The organism is Polynucleobacter sp. es-MAR-4, assembly GCF_018882055.1.
GTDB lineage: Bacteria > Pseudomonadota > Gammaproteobacteria > Burkholderiales > Burkholderiaceae > Polynucleobacter.
This window is the reverse complement of record NZ_JACVPF010000002.1, coordinates 240,637-259,317: the sequence shown is the minus strand read 5'-3', so window position 1 is coordinate 259,317 and position 18,681 is coordinate 240,637. Positions and strand designations below refer to the sequence as shown.

At 48.0% G+C, this 18,681-nt stretch carries 15 protein-coding genes; 7 read left to right on the top strand and 8 right to left on the bottom strand.

Annotated elements, in window-relative coordinates; translation table 11 throughout:
- Nucleotides 1–33: 33 nt before the first annotated feature.
- Together ICN16_RS07355 and tsaE are read right to left on the bottom strand one after the other, a co-directional pair.
- The gene (locus tag ICN16_RS07355; RefSeq protein WP_216136161.1) at nucleotides 34–1,371 is read right to left on the bottom strand and encodes an N-acetylmuramoyl-L-alanine amidase; all 1,338 of its coding nucleotides are present in this window, start codon (nucleotides 1,369–1,371) and stop codon (nucleotides 34–36) included.
- A complete protein-coding gene (tsaE, locus tag ICN16_RS07350) occupies nucleotides 1,364–1,900 on the bottom strand; it encodes a tRNA (adenosine(37)-N6)-threonylcarbamoyltransferase complex ATPase subunit type 1 TsaE (RefSeq protein ID WP_216136159.1) in 537 nt (178 codons plus the stop codon). The genes ICN16_RS07355 and tsaE overlap by 8 nt, the downstream gene beginning before the upstream one ends.
- A gap of 43 nt (nucleotides 1,901–1,943) precedes the next feature.
- Between tsaE and queG the strand changes: the two genes are divergently transcribed.
- From queG to ICN16_RS07335, 3 genes are read left to right on the top strand one after another with little or no spacing between them, the layout of a single operon-like run.
- Nucleotides 1,944–3,038: a tRNA epoxyqueuosine(34) reductase QueG gene (queG, locus tag ICN16_RS07345; protein ID WP_216136158.1), complete on the top strand. Its 1,095-nt coding sequence runs from the start codon at nucleotides 1,944–1,946 to the stop codon at nucleotides 3,036–3,038.
- A 44-nt stretch (nucleotides 3,039–3,082) separates the two neighbouring features.
- Complete coding sequence (locus tag ICN16_RS07340; RefSeq protein WP_216136157.1) at nucleotides 3,083–3,868, top strand: AzlC family ABC transporter permease; 786 nt, start codon at nucleotides 3,083–3,085, stop codon at nucleotides 3,866–3,868.
- On the top strand, nucleotides 3,868–4,209 hold the full coding sequence (locus ICN16_RS07335) for an AzlD domain-containing protein (protein WP_216136156.1): 342 nt from the start codon (nucleotides 3,868–3,870) through the stop codon (nucleotides 4,207–4,209). The genes ICN16_RS07340 and ICN16_RS07335 overlap by 1 nt, the downstream gene beginning before the upstream one ends.
- 27 nt (nucleotides 4,210–4,236) lie before the next feature.
- On the opposite strand, the gene ICN16_RS07330 is transcribed toward ICN16_RS07335, so the two are convergent.
- Together ICN16_RS07330 and ICN16_RS07325 are read right to left on the bottom strand one after the other, a co-directional pair.
- Nucleotides 4,237–7,326 (bottom strand): FAD-binding and (Fe-S)-binding domain-containing protein, encoded by a 3,090-nt coding sequence (locus ICN16_RS07330; protein ID WP_216136155.1) that lies wholly within the window; start codon nucleotides 7,324–7,326, stop codon nucleotides 4,237–4,239.
- Entirely contained in the window at nucleotides 7,323–8,006 is a 684-nt protein-coding gene (locus tag ICN16_RS07325) for a GntR family transcriptional regulator (RefSeq protein ID WP_216136154.1), read from the bottom strand. The genes ICN16_RS07330 and ICN16_RS07325 overlap by 4 nt, the downstream gene beginning before the upstream one ends.
- 179 nt (nucleotides 8,007–8,185) lie before the next feature.
- On the opposite strand from ICN16_RS07325, the gene ICN16_RS07320 reads away from it, so the two are divergent.
- The 3 genes from ICN16_RS07320 (at nucleotide 8,186) to ICN16_RS07310 (ending at nucleotide 11,329) form a co-directional block, all read left to right on the top strand.
- Nucleotides 8,186–9,370 carry an alanine--glyoxylate aminotransferase family protein gene (locus ICN16_RS07320; protein ID WP_216136152.1) on the top strand — a complete coding sequence of 395 codons (1,185 nt, stop codon included), beginning with the start codon at nucleotides 8,186–8,188 and terminating at the stop codon, nucleotides 9,368–9,370.
- 126 nt (nucleotides 9,371–9,496) lie between these two features.
- Nucleotides 9,497–9,904 (top strand): heme-binding protein, encoded by a 408-nt coding sequence (locus tag ICN16_RS07315; RefSeq protein ID WP_216136151.1) that lies wholly within the window; start codon nucleotides 9,497–9,499, stop codon nucleotides 9,902–9,904.
- Nucleotides 9,905–9,910: 6 nt separating this feature from the next.
- Nucleotides 9,911–11,329, top strand: a complete 1,419-nt coding sequence (locus ICN16_RS07310) for a DEAD/DEAH box helicase (protein ID WP_216136148.1) — start codon at nucleotides 9,911–9,913, stop codon at nucleotides 11,327–11,329.
- On the opposite strand, the gene gluQRS is transcribed toward ICN16_RS07310, so the two are convergent.
- Nucleotides 11,316–12,269: a tRNA glutamyl-Q(34) synthetase GluQRS gene (gene gluQRS, locus ICN16_RS07305; protein WP_216136146.1), complete on the bottom strand. Its 954-nt coding sequence runs from the start codon at nucleotides 12,267–12,269 to the stop codon at nucleotides 11,316–11,318. The genes ICN16_RS07310 and gluQRS overlap by 14 nt on opposite strands.
- A 15-nt stretch (nucleotides 12,270–12,284) precedes the next feature.
- Between gluQRS and dnaE the strand changes: the two genes are divergently transcribed.
- Complete coding sequence (dnaE, locus tag ICN16_RS07300; RefSeq protein ID WP_216136144.1) at nucleotides 12,285–15,911, top strand: DNA polymerase III subunit alpha; 3,627 nt, start codon at nucleotides 12,285–12,287, stop codon at nucleotides 15,909–15,911.
- A 30-nt stretch (nucleotides 15,912–15,941) separates the two neighbouring features.
- On the opposite strand, the gene ICN16_RS07295 is transcribed toward dnaE, so the two are convergent.
- The 3 genes from ICN16_RS07295 to ICN16_RS07285 are packed head-to-tail and all read right to left on the bottom strand — an operon-like array spanning nucleotide 15,942 to nucleotide 18,675.
- Entirely contained in the window at nucleotides 15,942–17,099 is a 1,158-nt protein-coding gene (locus tag ICN16_RS07295; RefSeq protein ID WP_216136142.1) for a glycosyltransferase family 9 protein, read from the bottom strand.
- A 20-nt stretch (nucleotides 17,100–17,119) separates the two neighbouring features.
- Nucleotides 17,120–17,899: a glycosyltransferase family 2 protein gene (locus tag ICN16_RS07290; protein WP_216136140.1), complete on the bottom strand. Its 780-nt coding sequence runs from the start codon at nucleotides 17,897–17,899 to the stop codon at nucleotides 17,120–17,122.
- Complete coding sequence (locus ICN16_RS07285; protein ID WP_216136138.1) at nucleotides 17,896–18,675, bottom strand: glycosyltransferase family 2 protein; 780 nt, start codon at nucleotides 18,673–18,675, stop codon at nucleotides 17,896–17,898. The genes ICN16_RS07290 and ICN16_RS07285 overlap by 4 nt, the downstream gene beginning before the upstream one ends.
- Nucleotides 18,676–18,681 lie beyond the last annotated feature (6 nt).

The following is an 18,681-nucleotide window of genomic DNA, read 5'->3' as shown; positions in this document are numbered from 1 at the left end:
GTTTTCCCTCTACGCCTTGTAGTTACAAGAGCGCTACGCATTGGCCCGTCTGGCAACTGGTGGATTTTTGGAGAAATAGTCCTTAATTCCCCTCAAAATCGCCTCCGCAATACGGTCTTGGTAGGCGTCGTCATTGAGGCGCGCCTCTTCTTGGGGATTGCTGATAAAGGCGGTCTCCACCAGGATGGATGGGATATCAGGGGCTTTCAGTACGGCAAAGCTAGCTTGCTCAACTTTTGCCTTATGTAGAGGTGCAAATCCACTAATTTGCTTCAGGATCGATGTGCCGACTTGTAGAGAGTCTTTAATCTGCGCTGTGGTCGACATGTCTAGCAATAAATTAGCTACTTGCTTATCTTGTGTCTTGATATTGATGCCGCCGATGAGATCTGAAGCATTTTCTTTATTGGCCATCCAGCGTGCGGTGGTGCTACTGGCCCCCATTTGAGATAAGGCAAAAACGGAAGCGCCTTTTGCTCTGGGTTCGATAAAAGCATCCGCATGGATTGATACAAATAAATCGGCTTCCACACGGCGCGCTTTTTGCACTCGCGTGTGAAGTGGTACAAAGTAGTCGCCATCCCTAGTCAAAAATGGGCGCATGTAGGGGTCGTTCTCAATCTTGTCATTCAAGCGCTTTGCAATTGAGAGAACCACGTGCTTTTCTTTGGAGCCCATTGCGCCAATAGCGCCTGGATCTTCTCCGCCATGACCTGCATCGATTGCGATGGTAATGAGGCGCCTGGGTTTTGCTGGGGCTGTAGCTTGCTTTACATCTGGTATGGCTTGAGCTACAGGAGCCCTTGGAGCCTCTTTTTCTTTTTTACTAGCAAACTGCGCAATTAAATCGATTTCTTCATTGCTTTTTTCTAGTGCACTCTCTTTGCGAGCACTGCTCTTAACCAATTCCATTAAAGGATCGGGTGGGGTAGTTGGATAGAGATCTAGCACCATGCGGTATTGGTATTCCGCAATCGGATCCAGGGTGAAGAGTTGAGGCTTTACAGGCTCCTTAAGATCAAAAACTAAGCGCACCATTCCCGGTTGAAATTGACCTACTCGAATTTGCGAAATATAAGGATCATTGGGTTTGACTTTGGCTACCAAGTCCTTCAGGGTGGAATTAAATTCCATTCCTTGGACATCTACTACCAGTCGATCGGGGTTGGTGAGTAGTTGCTGAGTAATCGGCAATGCTTTATCTGACTCGAGCGTAATACGTGTGTAATCTTCTGCAGGCCAAATGCGCACACCCAAAATCTTTGCACCCCAAGCAATTTCTGCCTCACTAAAGAATAGGATGAAGCCCAGCATCTTTGCTGAGGTTTTCAGATGCTTTCTTCTATAGGAGTTGATGGGTGCCTTACTCATCTTTAGTGCCATGCATTTTCTCTATGACAACCATTCCCCGGCTGGAGTTCGCGTGAAGACTAATGTTTCTGGCGTCCTCAACATCGTCAGCAAGGAGGCGAATTTCAATATCGAAAGCAGGTAGGGTGCCTTCGGCTTTTTCTGGCCACTCCACTAAGCAAAATCCAGGCTCATCAAAGTGCTCTGCAAAGCCTGCCTCTTGCCACTCTAGTGGATCCCTCATGCGGTAGAGGTCGAAGTGGTGGGCTATAAGGTTTGGAGTAGATGGATTGCTACTGTTGATTTGAATGGGATAGGGCTCACACAAGGTATAAGTCGGACTCTTAACTCGACCCTCGTATCCCAGGGCTTGTATTAGATGGCGGGCAAAGGTGGTCTTGCCGGCTCCCAGATCACCCTCAAGGGAGATATTGAGGTGAGCACTTTGATTTGTTTGAAAAAGATGGCTGAGACTGAGGGCAAGCTTTTGCGCCAAAGCGGCTGTTTCCGCTTCTTGCCTACAATGTTGAGTAAATGAATTCTGAGCCATTTGCCTAGTTTATTCAATTATTAAGCTCCATACTGTATTCCTCATGACTTCTTCCCCGACACTGAGCTCTTTTGACCAGGCCAATCTGCGCGAATGGCTGGATGAGCAGTCACGTCAATTGGGTTTTGATGGTTTACGTATTACCGATACCCATCTGGGCGATGCAAGTGAGCGTCTCAATCAGTGGCTGGCAGAGGGTAAGCACGGCCAAATGGAATATATGGCTAGGCATGCTCAATTACGTTCAGATCCAGGCTTATTAGTTCCGGGAACCGTTAGGGTAATTTGCGTCACTATGAACTACTTATCTCCCGAGGTTCATTTTGATCAAGAGTGGCAGCGCTTATCGGAGCCAACTCAAGCGGTGGTGTCAATGTATGCGCGGGGACGCGACTATCACAAGGTCATGCGCAATCGTTTGCAAGAGTTTGCGCAAATGATTGAAAAGAAAATTGGTTCATTTGGCTATCGCGTATTTACGGACTCAGCACCATTAATGGAAGTGGAGTTAGCCCGTAAGGCAGGCTTAGGTTGGCGAGGAAAGCACACTCTGTTGCTCAATCGTGAATCTGGATCCACATTCTTTTTGGGTGAAATCTTGGTAGATGTTCCGTTACCAGTTGACCAAGAAGAAGAATCACATTGTGGAAGCTGCCAGTCTTGTATCGAGGTATGTCCAACGCAGGCAATTACAGCGCCTTACCAATTGGATGCTCGACGCTGCATTTCTTATTTGACGATTGAAAATCCAGATGCTATTCCAGTGGAGTTTCGAAAGGCAATGGGTAATCGCGTTTATGGATGCGATGACTGCCAGCTCATCTGTCCGTGGAATAAGTTCGCAAAACGTACAGCCTTGCCAGATTTTGCAGAGCGTCATGGTTTGGGTAGGGCCAGCCTCTTGCAGCTCTGGTCTTGGACTGAGGATGAGTTTGAGAGGCGTCACGAGGGTAGCGCTATTCGCCGTATTGGCTACTCTCGCTGGCGAAGAAACTTGGCGGTAGCGATGGGGAATGCCTTGACCGATAGTGGTGTGCCTGAGGTAGACAAAGGTTTGCTTCGAGAGGGTTTGATAAGCGCTTTACCTAAGGCTGATACCCTGGTAGCTGAGCACATTCAGTGGGCGCTCGATTTATGAGGCTATCCAGCAAATCTTGATCCCGTCTCACTTACAATAAACCCATGTCATCTGCCGATCAGCCTTATATAGACCCTAGCGAAATTGCTCTAGAGGCTTCGGCAGCCCAGCGTTTTAAAAACCGTAGTGATGCCTTCTGGACGGGCATTCGGGATGCTGCAGGGGCTCCCGCCATGGTCTTATTTGCCGGCATGGTTGGATTTGGGGCGATGGGCAAAACCAATGGCATGGATGTTTGGTTTACTAGTGCTACCAGCCTCTTCATGTTTGCCCTGCCTGGCCAAGTGGTTTTGCTGGAGATGGCGATTACTGGATCATCGGTGATTGCTATTGCCTTGGCGGTGACCCTCACTTCCACACGTTTCATTACTATGACCGTGACACTCTTTCCTCAGCTGCATGAAAAAGATCGCAATCACAGTCTTTATGCTTCCGTTCATCTTTTAGCAATGACCGCATGGGCAATCTCCATGCGCGAGTTTCAGTCGATGGAGGCCAAGCATCGCTCGAGTTACTTCATGGGTCTTGGTTTGTTGTGTTGGTTGATCTCCGTACCTGGCACTGTTTTAGGCTACTTCTTAGCGGGCATGGTGCCACCGGCAATCACCTTGGGGTTGGTATTCATTAACCCTTTATTCTTTTTACTGACATTTACCGAAGTGAAACCTTGGGTTAACCGCATTGCGATTGGTCTCGGTTTTGTACTGGGCCCATTTTTCTTTATCTTGGATCGCGATACGAGCTTGCTGACTACTGGCTTGGTAGCAGGAACTGCTGCCTATTTATTTGATCGCAAGGTGTTGCGTAAGAAGGCGGGGGTAATAGGTTGATGAATACCGCTCTTCAAGGATGGGGTTTGTGGATTGCTTTAGCTGGCGCCACAATGGGAACCTACTTTTGCCGTGCCATTGGTGTTTTACTGGCCAAAAAAATTAACCAAGAGAGCGAAATCTTTCGTTGGCTTGCAGCTGTAACTTATGCGATGGTCGCAGCTTTGGTTGTCAGAATGGTCTTAATGCCGATTGGCCTTTTGGCAACTGTACCCGTCTGGATTCGGATTCTGATTTGCGTTCTTAGTCTTGGCGTGATGGTTTCCAAACCAACACGCCGACTCGTTCCAGCCTTATTGACTGGAACTCTGCTGATGCTAGCTTACGGCGTGATGCGTTAATCCAATTAATTCACTTATTGGATTAGTTTAGAGGTGGGCCGCCAAAATTTTGGCAATATGTACAGCGTCCCTTTGTGTGCCATCGGCAATCTGATGGCGACAGCTTGTCCCATCAGCTACCACCCAACTATCTGGCGCTTTACGTATAGCTGGTAAGAGGCTGGCTTCTGCCATTTGCTTTGACACTTCAATATGCTCCGCTTCATAACCAAAGCTACCTGCCATACCGCAACAAGATGACTCGATGAGCTTAGGCTCTGCATTGGGGATTAACTTCAAGAGTTCCATTGCTGGTGTAACAGCGGCAAATGATTTTTGATGGCAATGTCCATGAAATAGAACTGGGCGCGAGGCTGGCTTTAATTGAAGTTGAAGCTTGCCAGATCTTGCTTCGCTAGCCAAGAACTCTTCTAAGAGTTGCACATGCTTACTTACAGTAATGGCGCGCTCACCAAAGCCCATGACTAAGGCTTCATCCTTCAAGGTGAAGAGGCAGGATGGCTCGAGACCAATGATCGGAATGCCTTGCTCAGCAAATGGCGCAAGATGATTTACTAATTCATCTAAGCTGGCTTTGGCTTTGTCTACCATGCCCGCGGCCAAGTAGGTGCGACCACAGCAGAACTCTTTAGAGCAGGTGTTGCTTGAGTCTGCTGGAGTGTTTTGTTTACCCAAACTCTTCTGTGGAATATGCACGCGATATCCAGCAGCTTTCAGAACGGCTAGTGCCGCTTGCAAGTTCTCATCTTCAAAGTAGGCATTGAAGGTATCGGCTAACAGGACTACACCCTTATTGCCATTTACATCAGCCTTGCTCAGTTCTGCTGCCGTAAATTGATACGGCGCAATCGCATTCCGATTACTCCAGAATGTTTTTGCTTTCCAGATTGGCAAACTTCTTTGCGCAGAAATTCCCATGACCCATTCTTGTAGTTTGGCAATCGGCGCAATATGGTTGCGAAGATTCAGGAGCGCAGGCAAGCCAGGAATGCTGCTAATGATAGGTGCATATTTCGGTAAATAGGCTACGGCAAGATCTCGTAATGAGTGCCCAACCCGTTTTTTATAGGCTGATAAAAACTCAATCTTCATCTTCGCCATATCAACGCCAGTAGGGCATTCACGGCGGCAGGCTTTACAACTCACACAGAGTTCCATCACCTCTTTGATAGCATCACTGCCGAGGGGCGAACTTTCGTCCTTGATATCCAGTTGATTGGACAGTGCGAGACGTAAAGTATTAGCGCGACCACGGGTGAGGTGCTTTTCATCACGAGTCACGCGATAACTAGGGCACATTACTTCTGCATCAAACTTGCGACAGTGGCCATTGTTGTTACACATCTCAACAGCTTTAGCTAAGCCCATCGCAGGGTCGCCACCAGTACCAGGTGCACTGGTCTCTTCGGTGACGGGGTTATTTTGTACGTTCCAGGCAGACCAATCTAAAGCTGGTTGTAGCGGAATGACCTTATAGCTTGGTGGAAAGCGGAAGTTGCTCGCATCATCCATTTTCGGTGGATTAATGATCTTGCCGGGATTAAATAATCCATTCGGATCAAACGCATGCTTGATTTCAGCGAGGGCTTCGGTAATTTTTGGTCCAAATTGCCAGGAGATCCATTCACCACGGCAAAGTCCATCCCCATGTTCACCGCTATAGGCACCTTTATATTTACGAACTAAAGCAGATGCCTCTTCGGCTACTGCACGCATCTTCTGCGCGCCATCCCGACGCATATCTAAGATTGGGCGGACATGAAGCGTACCTACTGAAGCATGTGCATACCAGGTGCCGCGAGAACCATATTTAGAAAACACATCCGTGAGCGCTTGGGTGTATTCAGCAAGACTCTCTAAGGGGACTGCGCAGTCTTCAATAAAGCTCACTGGCTTACCATCACCTTTGAGGCTCATCATGATATTCAAGCCGGCCTTGCGTACTTCCCACAAGTTCTTTTGTGGGCTGGCATCTGGCATTGCAACTACGGAGCCTGGAAGTCCTAAGTCACCCATGAGACTTTGCAAAGATTTTAATTTTTCAAGCAAGGGTGCATGCGCCTCGCCTGAAAATTCAACCAATAAGATTGCTTCAGGAGTTGGGCCGCTGGCATCAATGAGAGCGGTCTCAATGGTCTTCTTAAAGCTCGGGTTGTGACGCGCTAAGTCAATCATGGTGCGGTCTACTAATTCAACTGCAGTAGGTCCGAGCTTGACGATATGCTGTGCGCTGTCCATGGCTTTAAAGAAGCTCGCAAAGTTCACAACACCCAGCACCTTATGTTGCGGTAATGGCGCCAACTTCAACTCAAGTGATTTGAAATACGCCAACGTACCTTCGCTACCCACCAAGAGATGTGCCAAATTCACGCTGCCGTCTTGTGTGTATGGGCGCTCACTTTGTGGATGGAATACATCTAAGTTATATCCAGCGACACGACGCAATACTTTAGGAAAGTGCGCTTCAATTTCTGGTTGGAGTTTATTGGCGAGGCCCTTTACAAAGCCCCCCAATTGTTTTGCTGCGCCAGAGCTATTGGCGTAATTCCCAAAGCTCGCCACTTGACCATTTGCTAGCCAGGCGTCAACACCTAACACGTTGTGCACCATGTTTCCGTAGGCTATAGAGCGGCTACCGCAAGAGTTATTGCCAGCCATGCCGCCGATGGTTGCCTGTGCAGCGGTGGAGACATCTACTGGATACCAAAGGCCATGCGGCTTTAGTGCAGCGTTGAGGTGATCCAAAACAATGCCAGGTTCAACCACTGCGGTCGCTTTTTCTGGATCAGCATGCAAGAGTTTGCGAAAGTATTTGGTGTTATCGATGACTAGCGCTGTGCCGGTAGTTTGGCCGCACTGACTGGTACCGCCTCCACGAGGCAAAACAGGTACACCCAGGTCGGCTGCAATCTGAATTGCTGTAGCAATGTCTTCAGCAGTTTTAGGAACAAAGACAGCAACAGGCATAGCTTGATAAATGGATGCATCGGTTGCATAACGTCCACGACTGGCCAAGTCCGTCATCACTTCGCCGGAGGTTTCTTGTCTGAGGCGCTTGGCTAACTCGGCTTTGTTGGCAACGAATTCTGGAAGTGGTAAATCGAGTGGCTTGTTCATGCTGCAACTTTCTGTTTGGATTCTGAGTCAACTAATTGGATAACTACATCACGTTTATTCATGACGTGCTGCATCATGACTTTGCGCATGCGCGCACTGTCGCGAGCCTTTAATGCATCTAACATTTCTTGATGTTCACCGACAGCCTTCTCCCATTTCACGCCATCTTGATTGGACCTAAAGCGTAGTGCTTCTATGCGAGCGTTAACCTGGGTAAATAACTGGCTTAAGACGGGGTTATTGGCTGCTTGATTAATAGCTTGATGAATTTTGAGATTGAGTCGGTAGTAGCTCGAGAGATCTCTGCGTGCATATGAGGCCATCATTTCATATTGAAGTGCCTCGAGTTCGATGAGTGCTTGATCGCTAATGTTCTGCGCCGCCAATTCTCCAGAGTAGCCCTCTAAGTTTGCAATCACATCAAAGGTGTGAAGGATGTCATCACGAGTCAGTTGAACTGCGATAGCTCCACGGTTGGCAATCAGCTCAACCAAGCCATCGGCTGCTAAGCGTCGTATTGCCTCGCGGATTGGAGTGCGCGAGACATTGAGTTGCTCTGCTAACTCACGTTCATTCAGTTTGCTTCCTGGCGTAATGGCGCCCTCTACTAATAGGGCTCTGAGCTTTAGGAAGGTAGCTTCATGCAAGTTTTGCGTGTTTGCTGGCGTTGTGAGCATCATTTGAAATGTCTTAATTTTGTATACATATTCACTATAAACCATCAATAGCCATAAATAACGCAATAAAAGGCTTATTTTTTACATATTCCATAAATATTTTGCATACAAAATTGTAAATTGCCAAAAAGTGTCTTACACTGGCCGGCAAGATTAACTACAAAAACCAAGTGAGACTCAGCATGCTAAAACTAGATAACCACCTCTCAGGACGTCATTTTTTACATATTCCGGGACCAAGCCCAGTGCCATCACGCATTCTGCGTGCAATCAGTTACCAAACGATTGATCACCGCGGACCCGAATTCGGTGAATTTGGTCTCAAGGTCTTGCAGGGTATTAAGAAGATTTTTAAGACTGAGCAACCAGTGATTATTTATTCCGCTTCCGGAACAGGCTCGTGGGAAGGTGCTTTGGTCAACGTCCTCAACCCTGGTGACAAGGTGCTCTTTTATGAAACCGGTCAGTTTGCAAATTTGTGGCGTGCTTTAGGTAAACGCCTTGGTCTGGATGTTGAGGTGGTAACTAAGCCTGGCCAAGATACTTGGCGTTGGGGTGTTGATGCTTCTGTAATCGAAGAGCGTTTACGCAAAGATACTGGCCATGAAATCAAAGCGGTTTGCGTGGTCCACAACGAAACTTCTACAGGTGTAACTTCAAATATCGCAGCAGTTCGTAAAGCCATTGATTCCCTCAAGCACCCAGCGCTACTGTTGGTGGATACCGTTTCAGGCTTGGGCTCTGCAGACTATGAGCATGACAAATGGGGTGCCGACGTCACTGTATCGGGATCACAAAAAGGCCTGATGTTGCCTCCCGGTATTGGCTTTAATGCTTTGTCAGCTAGAGCAATTGAAGTGAGCAAAGCTAACAAGATGTCTAAGGCTTACTGGGCTTGGGATGAGATCCTGGAGTCGAATAAAACTGGTTATTGGCCAACGACTCCAAGCACCAATCTCATGTATGGCTTGCATGAAGCGATCGACATGATGATGGCAGAAGGTCTAGATACAATTTTTGCTCGTCATCAACGTTTAGCGGCAGCTTGCCGTGAAGCGGTTAATGCGTGGGGCTTAGAAATCCAGTGCCTAGATAAAGATTGCTACTCTCCGGTGCTCACCTGCATTGCTACGCCCGAAGGCATGGATGCTGATGTGCTGCGTAAGCATGCGCTCGAAAAGTTCAATTTATCTCTGGGCACGGGCCTTGGAAAAATCAAAGGCAAGGCTTTCCGTATTGGTCATTTAGGCGATTGCAATGAACTCAGTCTGATGGCCGCCCTCAGTGGGGTAGAGATGAGTTTGGGTGCGATGGGTTACAAGCCAAAGGCAAGTGGTGTTGTTGCAGCCCAAGAATTCCTAAAATAATCAGTAAGTTGGGTGTAAATGGGGTGTCAGCCGGTAAATCAATCGGCTAACACCCCTTATAATTCAAGTACTTATATAGATAGTACTTTCATCAAATAAAACATATTCGAGACAGAAAGATTTCACATGTTGGCAACTAAACCATATTTAACTCAAGCAGATGTGCAAAAGATTTTGACTGCGGCTGATCAGCATGCAGCTAAAAATAACTGGGCCGTGACTATCGCTGTTTGTGATGATGGTGGACATGTATTGGGTTTAACTCGTCGCGATGGTTGCGCTCCTGTCTCTGCTTACATCGCTCAAGAAAAAGCGCGTACTGCTGCAATGGGTAAACGTGAGAGCCGTGTCTACGAAGAAATTATTAATAACGGACGTATTTCCTTTTTATCTGCCCCACATATTTCGGGCATGTTGGAAGGTGGCGTCAATATCGAGGTAAATGGGTTTACCATCGGCGCAGTCGGCGTTTCCGGCGTTAAATCGACTGAGGATGCCGAAACCGCGAAGGCCGGCATTGCAGCCATTCTGTAAGTTACCTTGACAAATACTGTTCCTGAAATAAATTCCCCTACCGGCGCCACTGAGAGTAGCGCCACCCCGGCAACAATTACCTTTGCTGACTTTGGCTTAGATCCAAAGATTCAAAAAGCGGTATCTGAGCAGGGTTACAACACCCCAACTCCGATTCAAGCGCAATCTATTCCGCACGTTTTGGCGGGTAGTGATTTGATGGGTGCGGCCCAAACTGGCACTGGCAAGACAGCTGCTTTTGTCCTGCCAATTATTCAAAAGATTCTGCGTCATGCGAGTAGCAGTGCTTCACCTGCTCGCCATCCAATTCGTGCCTTAGTGTTAACGCCGACACGCGAGTTGGCTGTTCAGGTTGCTGAGAATGCTGCGAGCTACTCAAAACATACTGATTTGCGTGCTGCCGTTGTTTATGGCGGTGTGGATATGAAGGAGCAAGTTGCTACATTGCGTGGCGGCGTAGAAATTTTGATTGCTACTCCTGGGCGCTTGCTTGACCATATTGGTTCTAAGGTAGCCAACCTTTCTCAAGTAGAAATCCTAGTTTTAGATGAAGCGGATCGCATGCTGGATATGGGCTTCCTGCCTGACTTGCAGCGCATTATTGATTTGATTCCAGCGCAGCGTCAAACACTCTTGTTCTCAGCAACGTTCTCACCAGAGATTAAGAAATTGGCGCAAAGTTATTTACGTACGCCAGTTACGGTTGAGGTAGCGCGCCAAAATGCGGCTGCAGATACCGTCAAGCAAGTGGTGCATATGGTGTCTAGTGCGGACAAGCAACGTGCGATTGTGAAAGTGCTTGAAGCACGTACGCGTCAAGGCTTATCTCGTCAGTGCATCATCTTTACTAATAGCCGTTTGGGCTGTGCTCGATTGGCTCGCTCCTTAGAGCGCGACGGTATTAAGGCTGGAGCTATTCATGGTGATAAGAGTCAGGGTGAGCGTACTCTGACTTTGGATGCATTTAAGTCTGGCGCGATTGAGGCTCTAGTTGCAACCGATGTAGCTGCACGTGGCTTGGATATTCCATCAATGCCTTGCGTGATTAATCACGAGTTGCCGTTTAATGCGGAAGACTTTATTCACCGTATTGGTCGCACGGGTCGTGCAGGTAGCAAGGGTGATGCGATTGCATTGGTTGATGCCAGTGAAAAACGCTTACTCGACGATATCGAAAAGTTGATGAAGCGCAAGCTAGATATTCAGCCATTGCCTGAGGGTAGTCCTAGCTCTGTACCGAGCAGAAGCTCATCAAGATCAGATGCACCAGCCAAAATGTCAGATCCATTTTTCTACAAGCCTTACGAGCCAAGTGCCGTAACTAAGTCATCCTCAGAAACTACAAATCCTGAAGAGAAAAAAGTCGGCATCACTCCTGCAAGACCGGCTGTTGGCGCTTTACTTGGTGGTTTTAAGAAGAAATAATTTTTCTATTCCAAGCCTGGGTGGCAGCTAAAAGCCACTCAGCAATCGAAGTATCTTTTCCATCCGGAAGATCTCTCAATCCTAAATGTTCTGCTGCTTTACGTAACTCCTGTAAAGCCTGTTGTGCATTCTCAGTGTGAATAGCGCTCGCTAGAGTTTGCTTGCTGAGTTTTTCACCATACTCATCCAGCACCAGGGGCAGGTGTAAATAGTTCGGCGTTGAATATCCCAAAACATCTTGAAGATGAATTTGTCGTGCTGTGTTGTTCAGTAAATCTGCGCCACGCACAATGTGCGTTATTCCTTGCTCGGCATCATCGACCACTACGGCAAGTTGATAAGTAAATATGCCGTCTCGACGCCGTAGTACAAAATCACCCACTTCTCGATTGAGATTCTGACTTTGTTTGCCTAGGGCGAGATCTTGGAAATGAAGGGTGAGATCCGGGGGCAGGGCGAGTCTCCAGGCCACTTCGGTTGAGGGGGTATTTTGATTCCCATATGAAGGTATTTCTTGGGGTCTACAGGTCCCTGGGTAGACCATTTCCTGATTTCGATCCGTGATCACGCCACGAGCCTCCAAGGCACTTGCAATGCTTTGCCGAGAGCAGGTGCAGGGATAGGTGGTTTGAAGCTCATTTAAGCGCTCTAAGGCCTTTTTATAGCGCTCTTGATGCTTGGATTGCCAGGTTGGCTCTTCGTCCCATGAGAGTCCACAGGCTAGCAATTGGCGCATGATTTCTTGATCCGCCCCAGAAATACAGCGGGGGGTATCTAAATCCTCGATTCTGAGTATCCATTGCCCTTGATTTTTGCGGGCATCTAACCAGCTCCCTAAGGCGGCAACTAGGGATCCTGCATGAAGCGGACCGGTGGGCGAGGGGGCAAATCGCCCGCGATAGCCGTCAGCTGGGGATGAGGGGTTTTTGAAATTCGGCACAGCTAAAATGATCTCATGGCTTCACCCCGTTTTGTTCATCTGCGCGTCCATTCCGAGTTTTCAATTACGGATGGCGTCGTTCGCATTGATGATGCGGTAGCTGCCGCTGAAAAAGATGGTATGGGAGCGCTGGCGCTCACCGATTTAAGTAATTTATTTGGCCTAGTCCGGTTTTATAGTGCCGCACGATCTGGTGGAATTAAGCCTATTGCGGGCGCGGATGTTTGGGTGAGCAACCCCCAAGACCCAGATCAACCCCATCGTTTATTGCTCTTGGTTCAGAACCACTCCGGTTATCTCAACCTGTGTCAGCTGTTAAGCAAGGCCTCTCTAGAGAATCAATCTCGTGGTCGAGCGGAGGTGGATATCAAGTGGTTTAGTGAGCCAGCCTCTAAAGCGGAAGATAAAGCCGCAAAAAGAACGCTTGCCTATGGATTAATTGCACTCTCGAGTGGCCGCTGGGGTGATGTTGGTGCTGCCCTACTGGCCGGTCAGGAAGAGCAGGCTAAAGAAGCTGCTCAGCGTTGGGCAACATTATTCCCTAATGCTTTTTACATTGAGGTGCAGCGAGGCGGCCATCCTCAGGATGAGAAGCAACTTCAGCTGGCCTGCCATCTGGCTAGCGAATTGGATTTGCCTATTGTTGCTACGCATCCTGTGCAGTTTATGCAGCGAAGTGATTTCACGGCCCATGAGGCGCGTGTGTGTATTGCAGAGGGCGAGCTCTTAGGCAATCCCCGCCGCACCAAAAAATTTAATGAAGAGCAATATTTCTTATCTCAAGAGGAGATGGAAAAGCGTTTTGCAGATTTACCTGTTGCATTGGCTAATTCAGTAGAGATTGCCAAGCGATGCAATCTTTCCTTAACATTGGGCCAGCCACGCTTGCCGGATTTCCCAACGCCGCCTGGTATTACGCTCGACGATTATTTGTTACAGCAATCAGAGATTGGTTTGAAGCGCCATATGGAGCGCAACTTCCCTGATCCAGAAGAGCGTGCCAAGGAAGAGGCTCGCTATCATGAGCGCCTAGTTTTTGAGGTCAAGACAATTGCTCAAATGGGTTTCCCGGGCTACTTCCTGATTGTTGCGGACTTCATTAACTGGGCAAAAAACAATGGCGTACCAGTAGGCCCAGGTCGTGGATCTGGAGCAGGCTCTTTAGTTGCTTACTCGCTTGGTATTACTGACCTGGATCCATTGCGCTACAACTTACTCTTTGAGCGCTTCTTAAATCCTGAGCGGGTATCCATGCCCGACTTCGATATCGACTTCTGTCAGCATGGGCGCGACCGTGTCATTCAGTACGTAAAAGATAAATACGGAAAAGATGCGGTCAGTCAAATCGCCACCTTTGGAACGATGGCTGCCAGGGCTGCGATTCGTGACGTGGGCCGTGTGTTGGAGCAGGGCTATAACTTCGTGGACGGTATTGCCAAGTTGATTCCGAATAAGCCAGGTCAGTACATGACGATTGAAATGGCGAAGAAGGAAGAAAAGCAATTAGGCGAGCGCGAAAAGAATGAAGATGAAGTGCGCCAACTCTTATCTTTGGCGCAACAGTTAGAAGGCATGACCCGTAACGTCGGTATGCACGCGGGCGGTGTGTTGATTGCTCCTGGCCGTTTAACTGACTTCTGTCCGCTTTACACGCAGGAGGCAAAAGATTCTAAGGATCAAGAGAGTGGCTCGGTCATCAGTCAGTTTGATAAAGATGACGTCGAGGCAATCGGCTTAGTCAAGTTTGACTTCTTGGGTCTAACCACACTGACGATTTTGGCAGCGGCTGAAAAGTGGATTAAGACGCTACACGCTGATCGCAAAAACTGGAATATCGGTGAAATTCCGCTCGATGATGAAAAAGCTTTTGAAGTCTTAAAAAATGCCAATACAGTTGCCGTCTTCCAGCTAGAAAGTCGCGGCATGCAAGGCATGCTTCGTGAAGCTAAGCCTGACCGCTTCGAAGATATTATTGCGCTCGTGGCACTCTACCGTCCTGGCCCAATGGATTTGATCCCGGACTTTATTGAGCGTAAGCATGGCCGTCAAAAAGTAGAGTATCCAGATCCACGTATTGAGCCGGTTCTGCAAGAGACCTACGGCATTATGGTCTATCAAGAGCAGGTGATGCAGATGGCGCAGATGATCGGCGGCTACTCACTCGGTGGCGCAGATATGTTGCGTCGCGCGATGGGCAAGAAAAAGCCCGAAGAGATGGCGCAGCATCGTAAGATTTTTAGTGATGGTGCAAAAGCAGGTGGTATTACTGAAGGCAAAGCTAACGAGATTTATGATTTGATGGAACGCTTTGCGGGCTATGGATTTAATAAATCTCATGCTGCTGCTTACGCGCTCTTGGCATATCAAACTGCCTGGTTAAAAGCCTATTACCCTGCTGAATTTATGGCGGCCAACTTATCGCTTGCCATGGATGACACCGATAAGGTGAAGATTCTGTATGACGATTGTTTGGCAAATAATATTCGCGTGTTCTCACCAGATATCAATACTGGCGTTTATGTATTCACACCATTGCGTGCGCCAGATGCAGCTCCAGATTCACCAATTAGCCATATTCGATATGGTTTAGGTGCTGTAAGGGGTACGGGTGAAGCAGCAATTGAAGTGATTGTGAAAGCGCGCGAAGCTGGCGGACCTTTTAAAGATTTATTTGACTTCTGTGCGCGCGTTGATCGCAGGCAGGTGAACCGTCGAGCGATTGAAGCTTTGATGCGTGCCGGCGCCTTTGATAGTTTGTATAAAGACTCTATTCCCGCAGGTGGCAATCCTTACGATATTCGATCCACCTTATTGGCTTCACTTGCACGGGCAATTGAAGCTGCTGAGCAAGCTGAAGCCTCAATCAATCAAGTGAGTCTATTTGAGGTAGCAGGGGAAGAGGATCGCCATCTACCCGAGTTAGTTCGCGAACCGGTGTGGTCGGAGAAGAAACGTCTGCAAGATGAGAAAAGCGCTCTAGGACTTTGTCTTACAGGGCATATGTTTGATGCTTATCGTGATGAGGCAGCACATTTTATTCGCCAACCATTAGCTAAAGTGACCGAGGGTAAGGATCAGTTGATCGCCGGCATCATTACTTCTGCGCGGATGCTGACAGGGCAGCGTGGTCGCATGATGATTGCAACGATTGATGATGGAACTGCTGCAATTGAGGTCACTCTGTATAGCGAGGTCTACGAACCCAATCGTTCGTGGCTTAAAGAGGATGAGTTGCTGGTAGCCAAGGTAAACGTCACGCCCGATAAGTTTTCTGGTGGGATGCGTATCGTGTCTGAGGCGGTGATGGATATCACTGGCGCCCGCATGCGATTTGCACGTAACGTTCACTTATCCATTGATTCCGCAATTGATCTCAAATCCTTGCGCAGTCAAATTGGACCTTACTTGATGAGTAATCGCGTACGAGACCCTAAGCTGGGACCTGCAGCAGCTTCTATACCAAGCGCTAGCGAGGGTTTAAAAGGTTTAATGCTCACGGCTGCTGTCACTACTAGTGGTGGAGCTTGTCTAATGCAATTCCCAGAAGAATTGCGCATCTATCCCGATGATGCTTGCTTGCATGGCTTGAATCAAATTTTGGCTGCTAAGCAATCCAATACTGTTCAGGTTCAGTATCACTAAATCAGTGGCTGCAAAACTACCCAGAGTAAGTTATTTATTTGTAGCAGCTTGAAGCGCTGCAATCACCTGATTTGGTTCTAAGTGATCTAAGCATTCGCTATTACTACTTGCACGGTCTTCGCAGCCTGCTTTACGGCAGGGAACGCATTCACCGGGCCCTTGCAAGATGGTGACATTGCCAACGGTTTGTGAGCGTGCTCTCAATTGATAGGGCTGTTCGCCAATAAAGCCATTAGGCCATGGCCCAAAGTTGGTAGGCGGTGTTGGGCCAAATAAGGCAATGGTGGGCGTATTGCATGCTGCTGCAAGATGGGTGATCGACGTATCCACTCCAACATAGGCAATTGCGCCACGAATCAGTGTGCCCGCTTGTGAGATAGGCAGTAAGCCAGCCGTATCAACTACATGACTACGTGTCTCTTCATCCAGCAAGGAAAGAATGTCCTTATTGAGCTGCAGATCTTGCTTAGCCGGTGATGCGCTAAGCACCACTTGCCAACCTTGCTTTGTAATCCATGTCAGCAAGGTTTGCCAATAAGCTAGAGGCCAGCGTTTATAAGCGGTTAGAGGTCCAGGATGGACCACCACATAGGGTGCGTGAAGTTGACCCGCAATACTGGGGGCAATCGGATCACCAGCAGGAGCGGTAACCGAGATTGATTTTTTAAATAAGTCCGCTGGATTCTTATAAAAGATCTCAAGCAAGCGAAGCTTTTCGGCGATCACATGTTGTGCGAAATAATCTATATCAACTGTATGTAAGCAGATTGCTTTTTTCCAGGCATTTTGTTTATCGCTTTTAGTTCTTTTATTTTTATCTTGCTCTGTGAGGCCTTGAGGGTGACCGCCTAATACGCCCACTCGCTGATGGGCCGCCGCTAAGCCATAGAAGTAAGCGCGATCGCTAGGTTGTGTAACTACCGCGAGATCGTAACGTTGAAAGAGCTTGAAAAATAAGGAGAGATATTCTTTTAGTTTAGGACGGTCTGAAGTTTCGATTGTCTGCGCAATATCAGGATTGCCCTTGAGCATCTCGAGTTTTCCACGGTAACCCAGGAAGTGAAATTCAGCATCAGGCCAGAGTTCACGCGCTTGTGAAATTAGCGGTGTAGTAACAAGGACATCCCCAATTTGGCGAGTCGCAATAAATAAAACTTTTTTAGGTTTTAGTGCTGAAAATGCAGTCATGGGGCTAATGTAACTCAATCCTACTGAGCTTTAGCTAGAATTTTTTCACGTACACGACGCGCATTTTCAGCAGCATTGGACTGGTCGTTAATGCGATGATAGAGGTGAAGCACTTCGGTAGACCATGATCCAGATTTGCGAATCAAGCCCCTGTTCTGCAGCCTGAAAACAAAGTCCGCATCCTCGTGCCCCCAACCAGTCATGGACTCATCAAAGCCGCCAATAGCAAGGGCATCTGACTTCCAGCAGGCCATATTGCACCCCTTAATACGGCGCCACACAAATTTCTTGTAATCGCGCCAGGCGCCATTCCCTAGCTTCATCTTGAGAGGCCAATATTTGTTGATACCGCCAGAAAGTCGATAGCTCAACAACTTACTGATAAATTTTTTGAAATCCCAATGCGACCATGAAAGCAATTCTTTGCTGAGCTCTTGATTGAGTAGGACGCGACTACCTGTAACCAAGTGCTTAGCCTGAGATAGTGTTCGATGTTGGGCGATAAAGTCTGGTTGAACAATACAATCGCCATCGAGAAATACCAAATATTCACCGGCGGATGCTGCTATGGCTTGGTTTAGGATGCGGGTCTTACGAAAACCCTGATCCTCTTGCCAGAGATGCACTATTTTTACTGGGAAACGAGCCTGAGTAGCGGTGATGAGATCTTTGGTGTCTGCACTTGAGCCATCATCAGCAATGATGATTTCAAAATCTAAATCCGTTTGAGTGCCAAGTGACTCAAGGCATAGTTTGAGGGCTTGCGGCCAGTTGTAGGTCGCTAAAAGTACAGAGATCATTTACCGTGATGTTGGTGAAGTGCAGTTTCTTGATGCAGTTGCCATAACTTCATATAGCGATAGTAGGTTCCTTGACCATTAGAGATTGCTAATGCAAAACCCTGGGGGCCATCCAAGAAACCAAGGCGAATGAAGTAGGTGCGTATAAAAGCCCAGATACCATGAAGTACTGCTTTTAATGGGCTACTCTTTTTCCCTTTAGCAAAAGCTTGCTCTGCTGAAGCAGTTGAATACCGATCTAACTTCTGCAGTACCTGTGAATAGTTCATAAAGCTGAAGTGCAGCATTGGGTTCTCGAGTTTTGCTACTTGACCAGCAGGGATCAGACGCTCATGAACTAGGTCATCCGAAAAGCGAGCTGTGCCACGTTTGAATAATCGATCAACATAATCTGGGCTCCAGCCTGAGTGGCGAATAAAGCGACCGCAATACCAGGATAGGCGTGGAATGGCAAAACAGTCGACATGGGCCGAATGATGCATTGCCGTCAGAATTTCATTTCTGAGGGCTGGGGTGAGGCGCTCATCGGCATCCAGGGATAGCACCCATTCACTAGTTGCCAGATCAAGTGCGCGGTTCTTTTGGGGTCCAAAACCAGGCCAATCTGCTGGCTGGCTAATGACCGCCCCATGGTTTTTAGCGATTTCTAGAGTGCGATCTGAGCTGTTGGTGTCCACCACCACGATTTGCTGGGCAATCCCGTCCAGAGAGGCCAAACAGTCGGCCAAATTGGCCTCTTCATTACGAGTGATGAGTATGACGGATAAGGTGGGCATAATTCA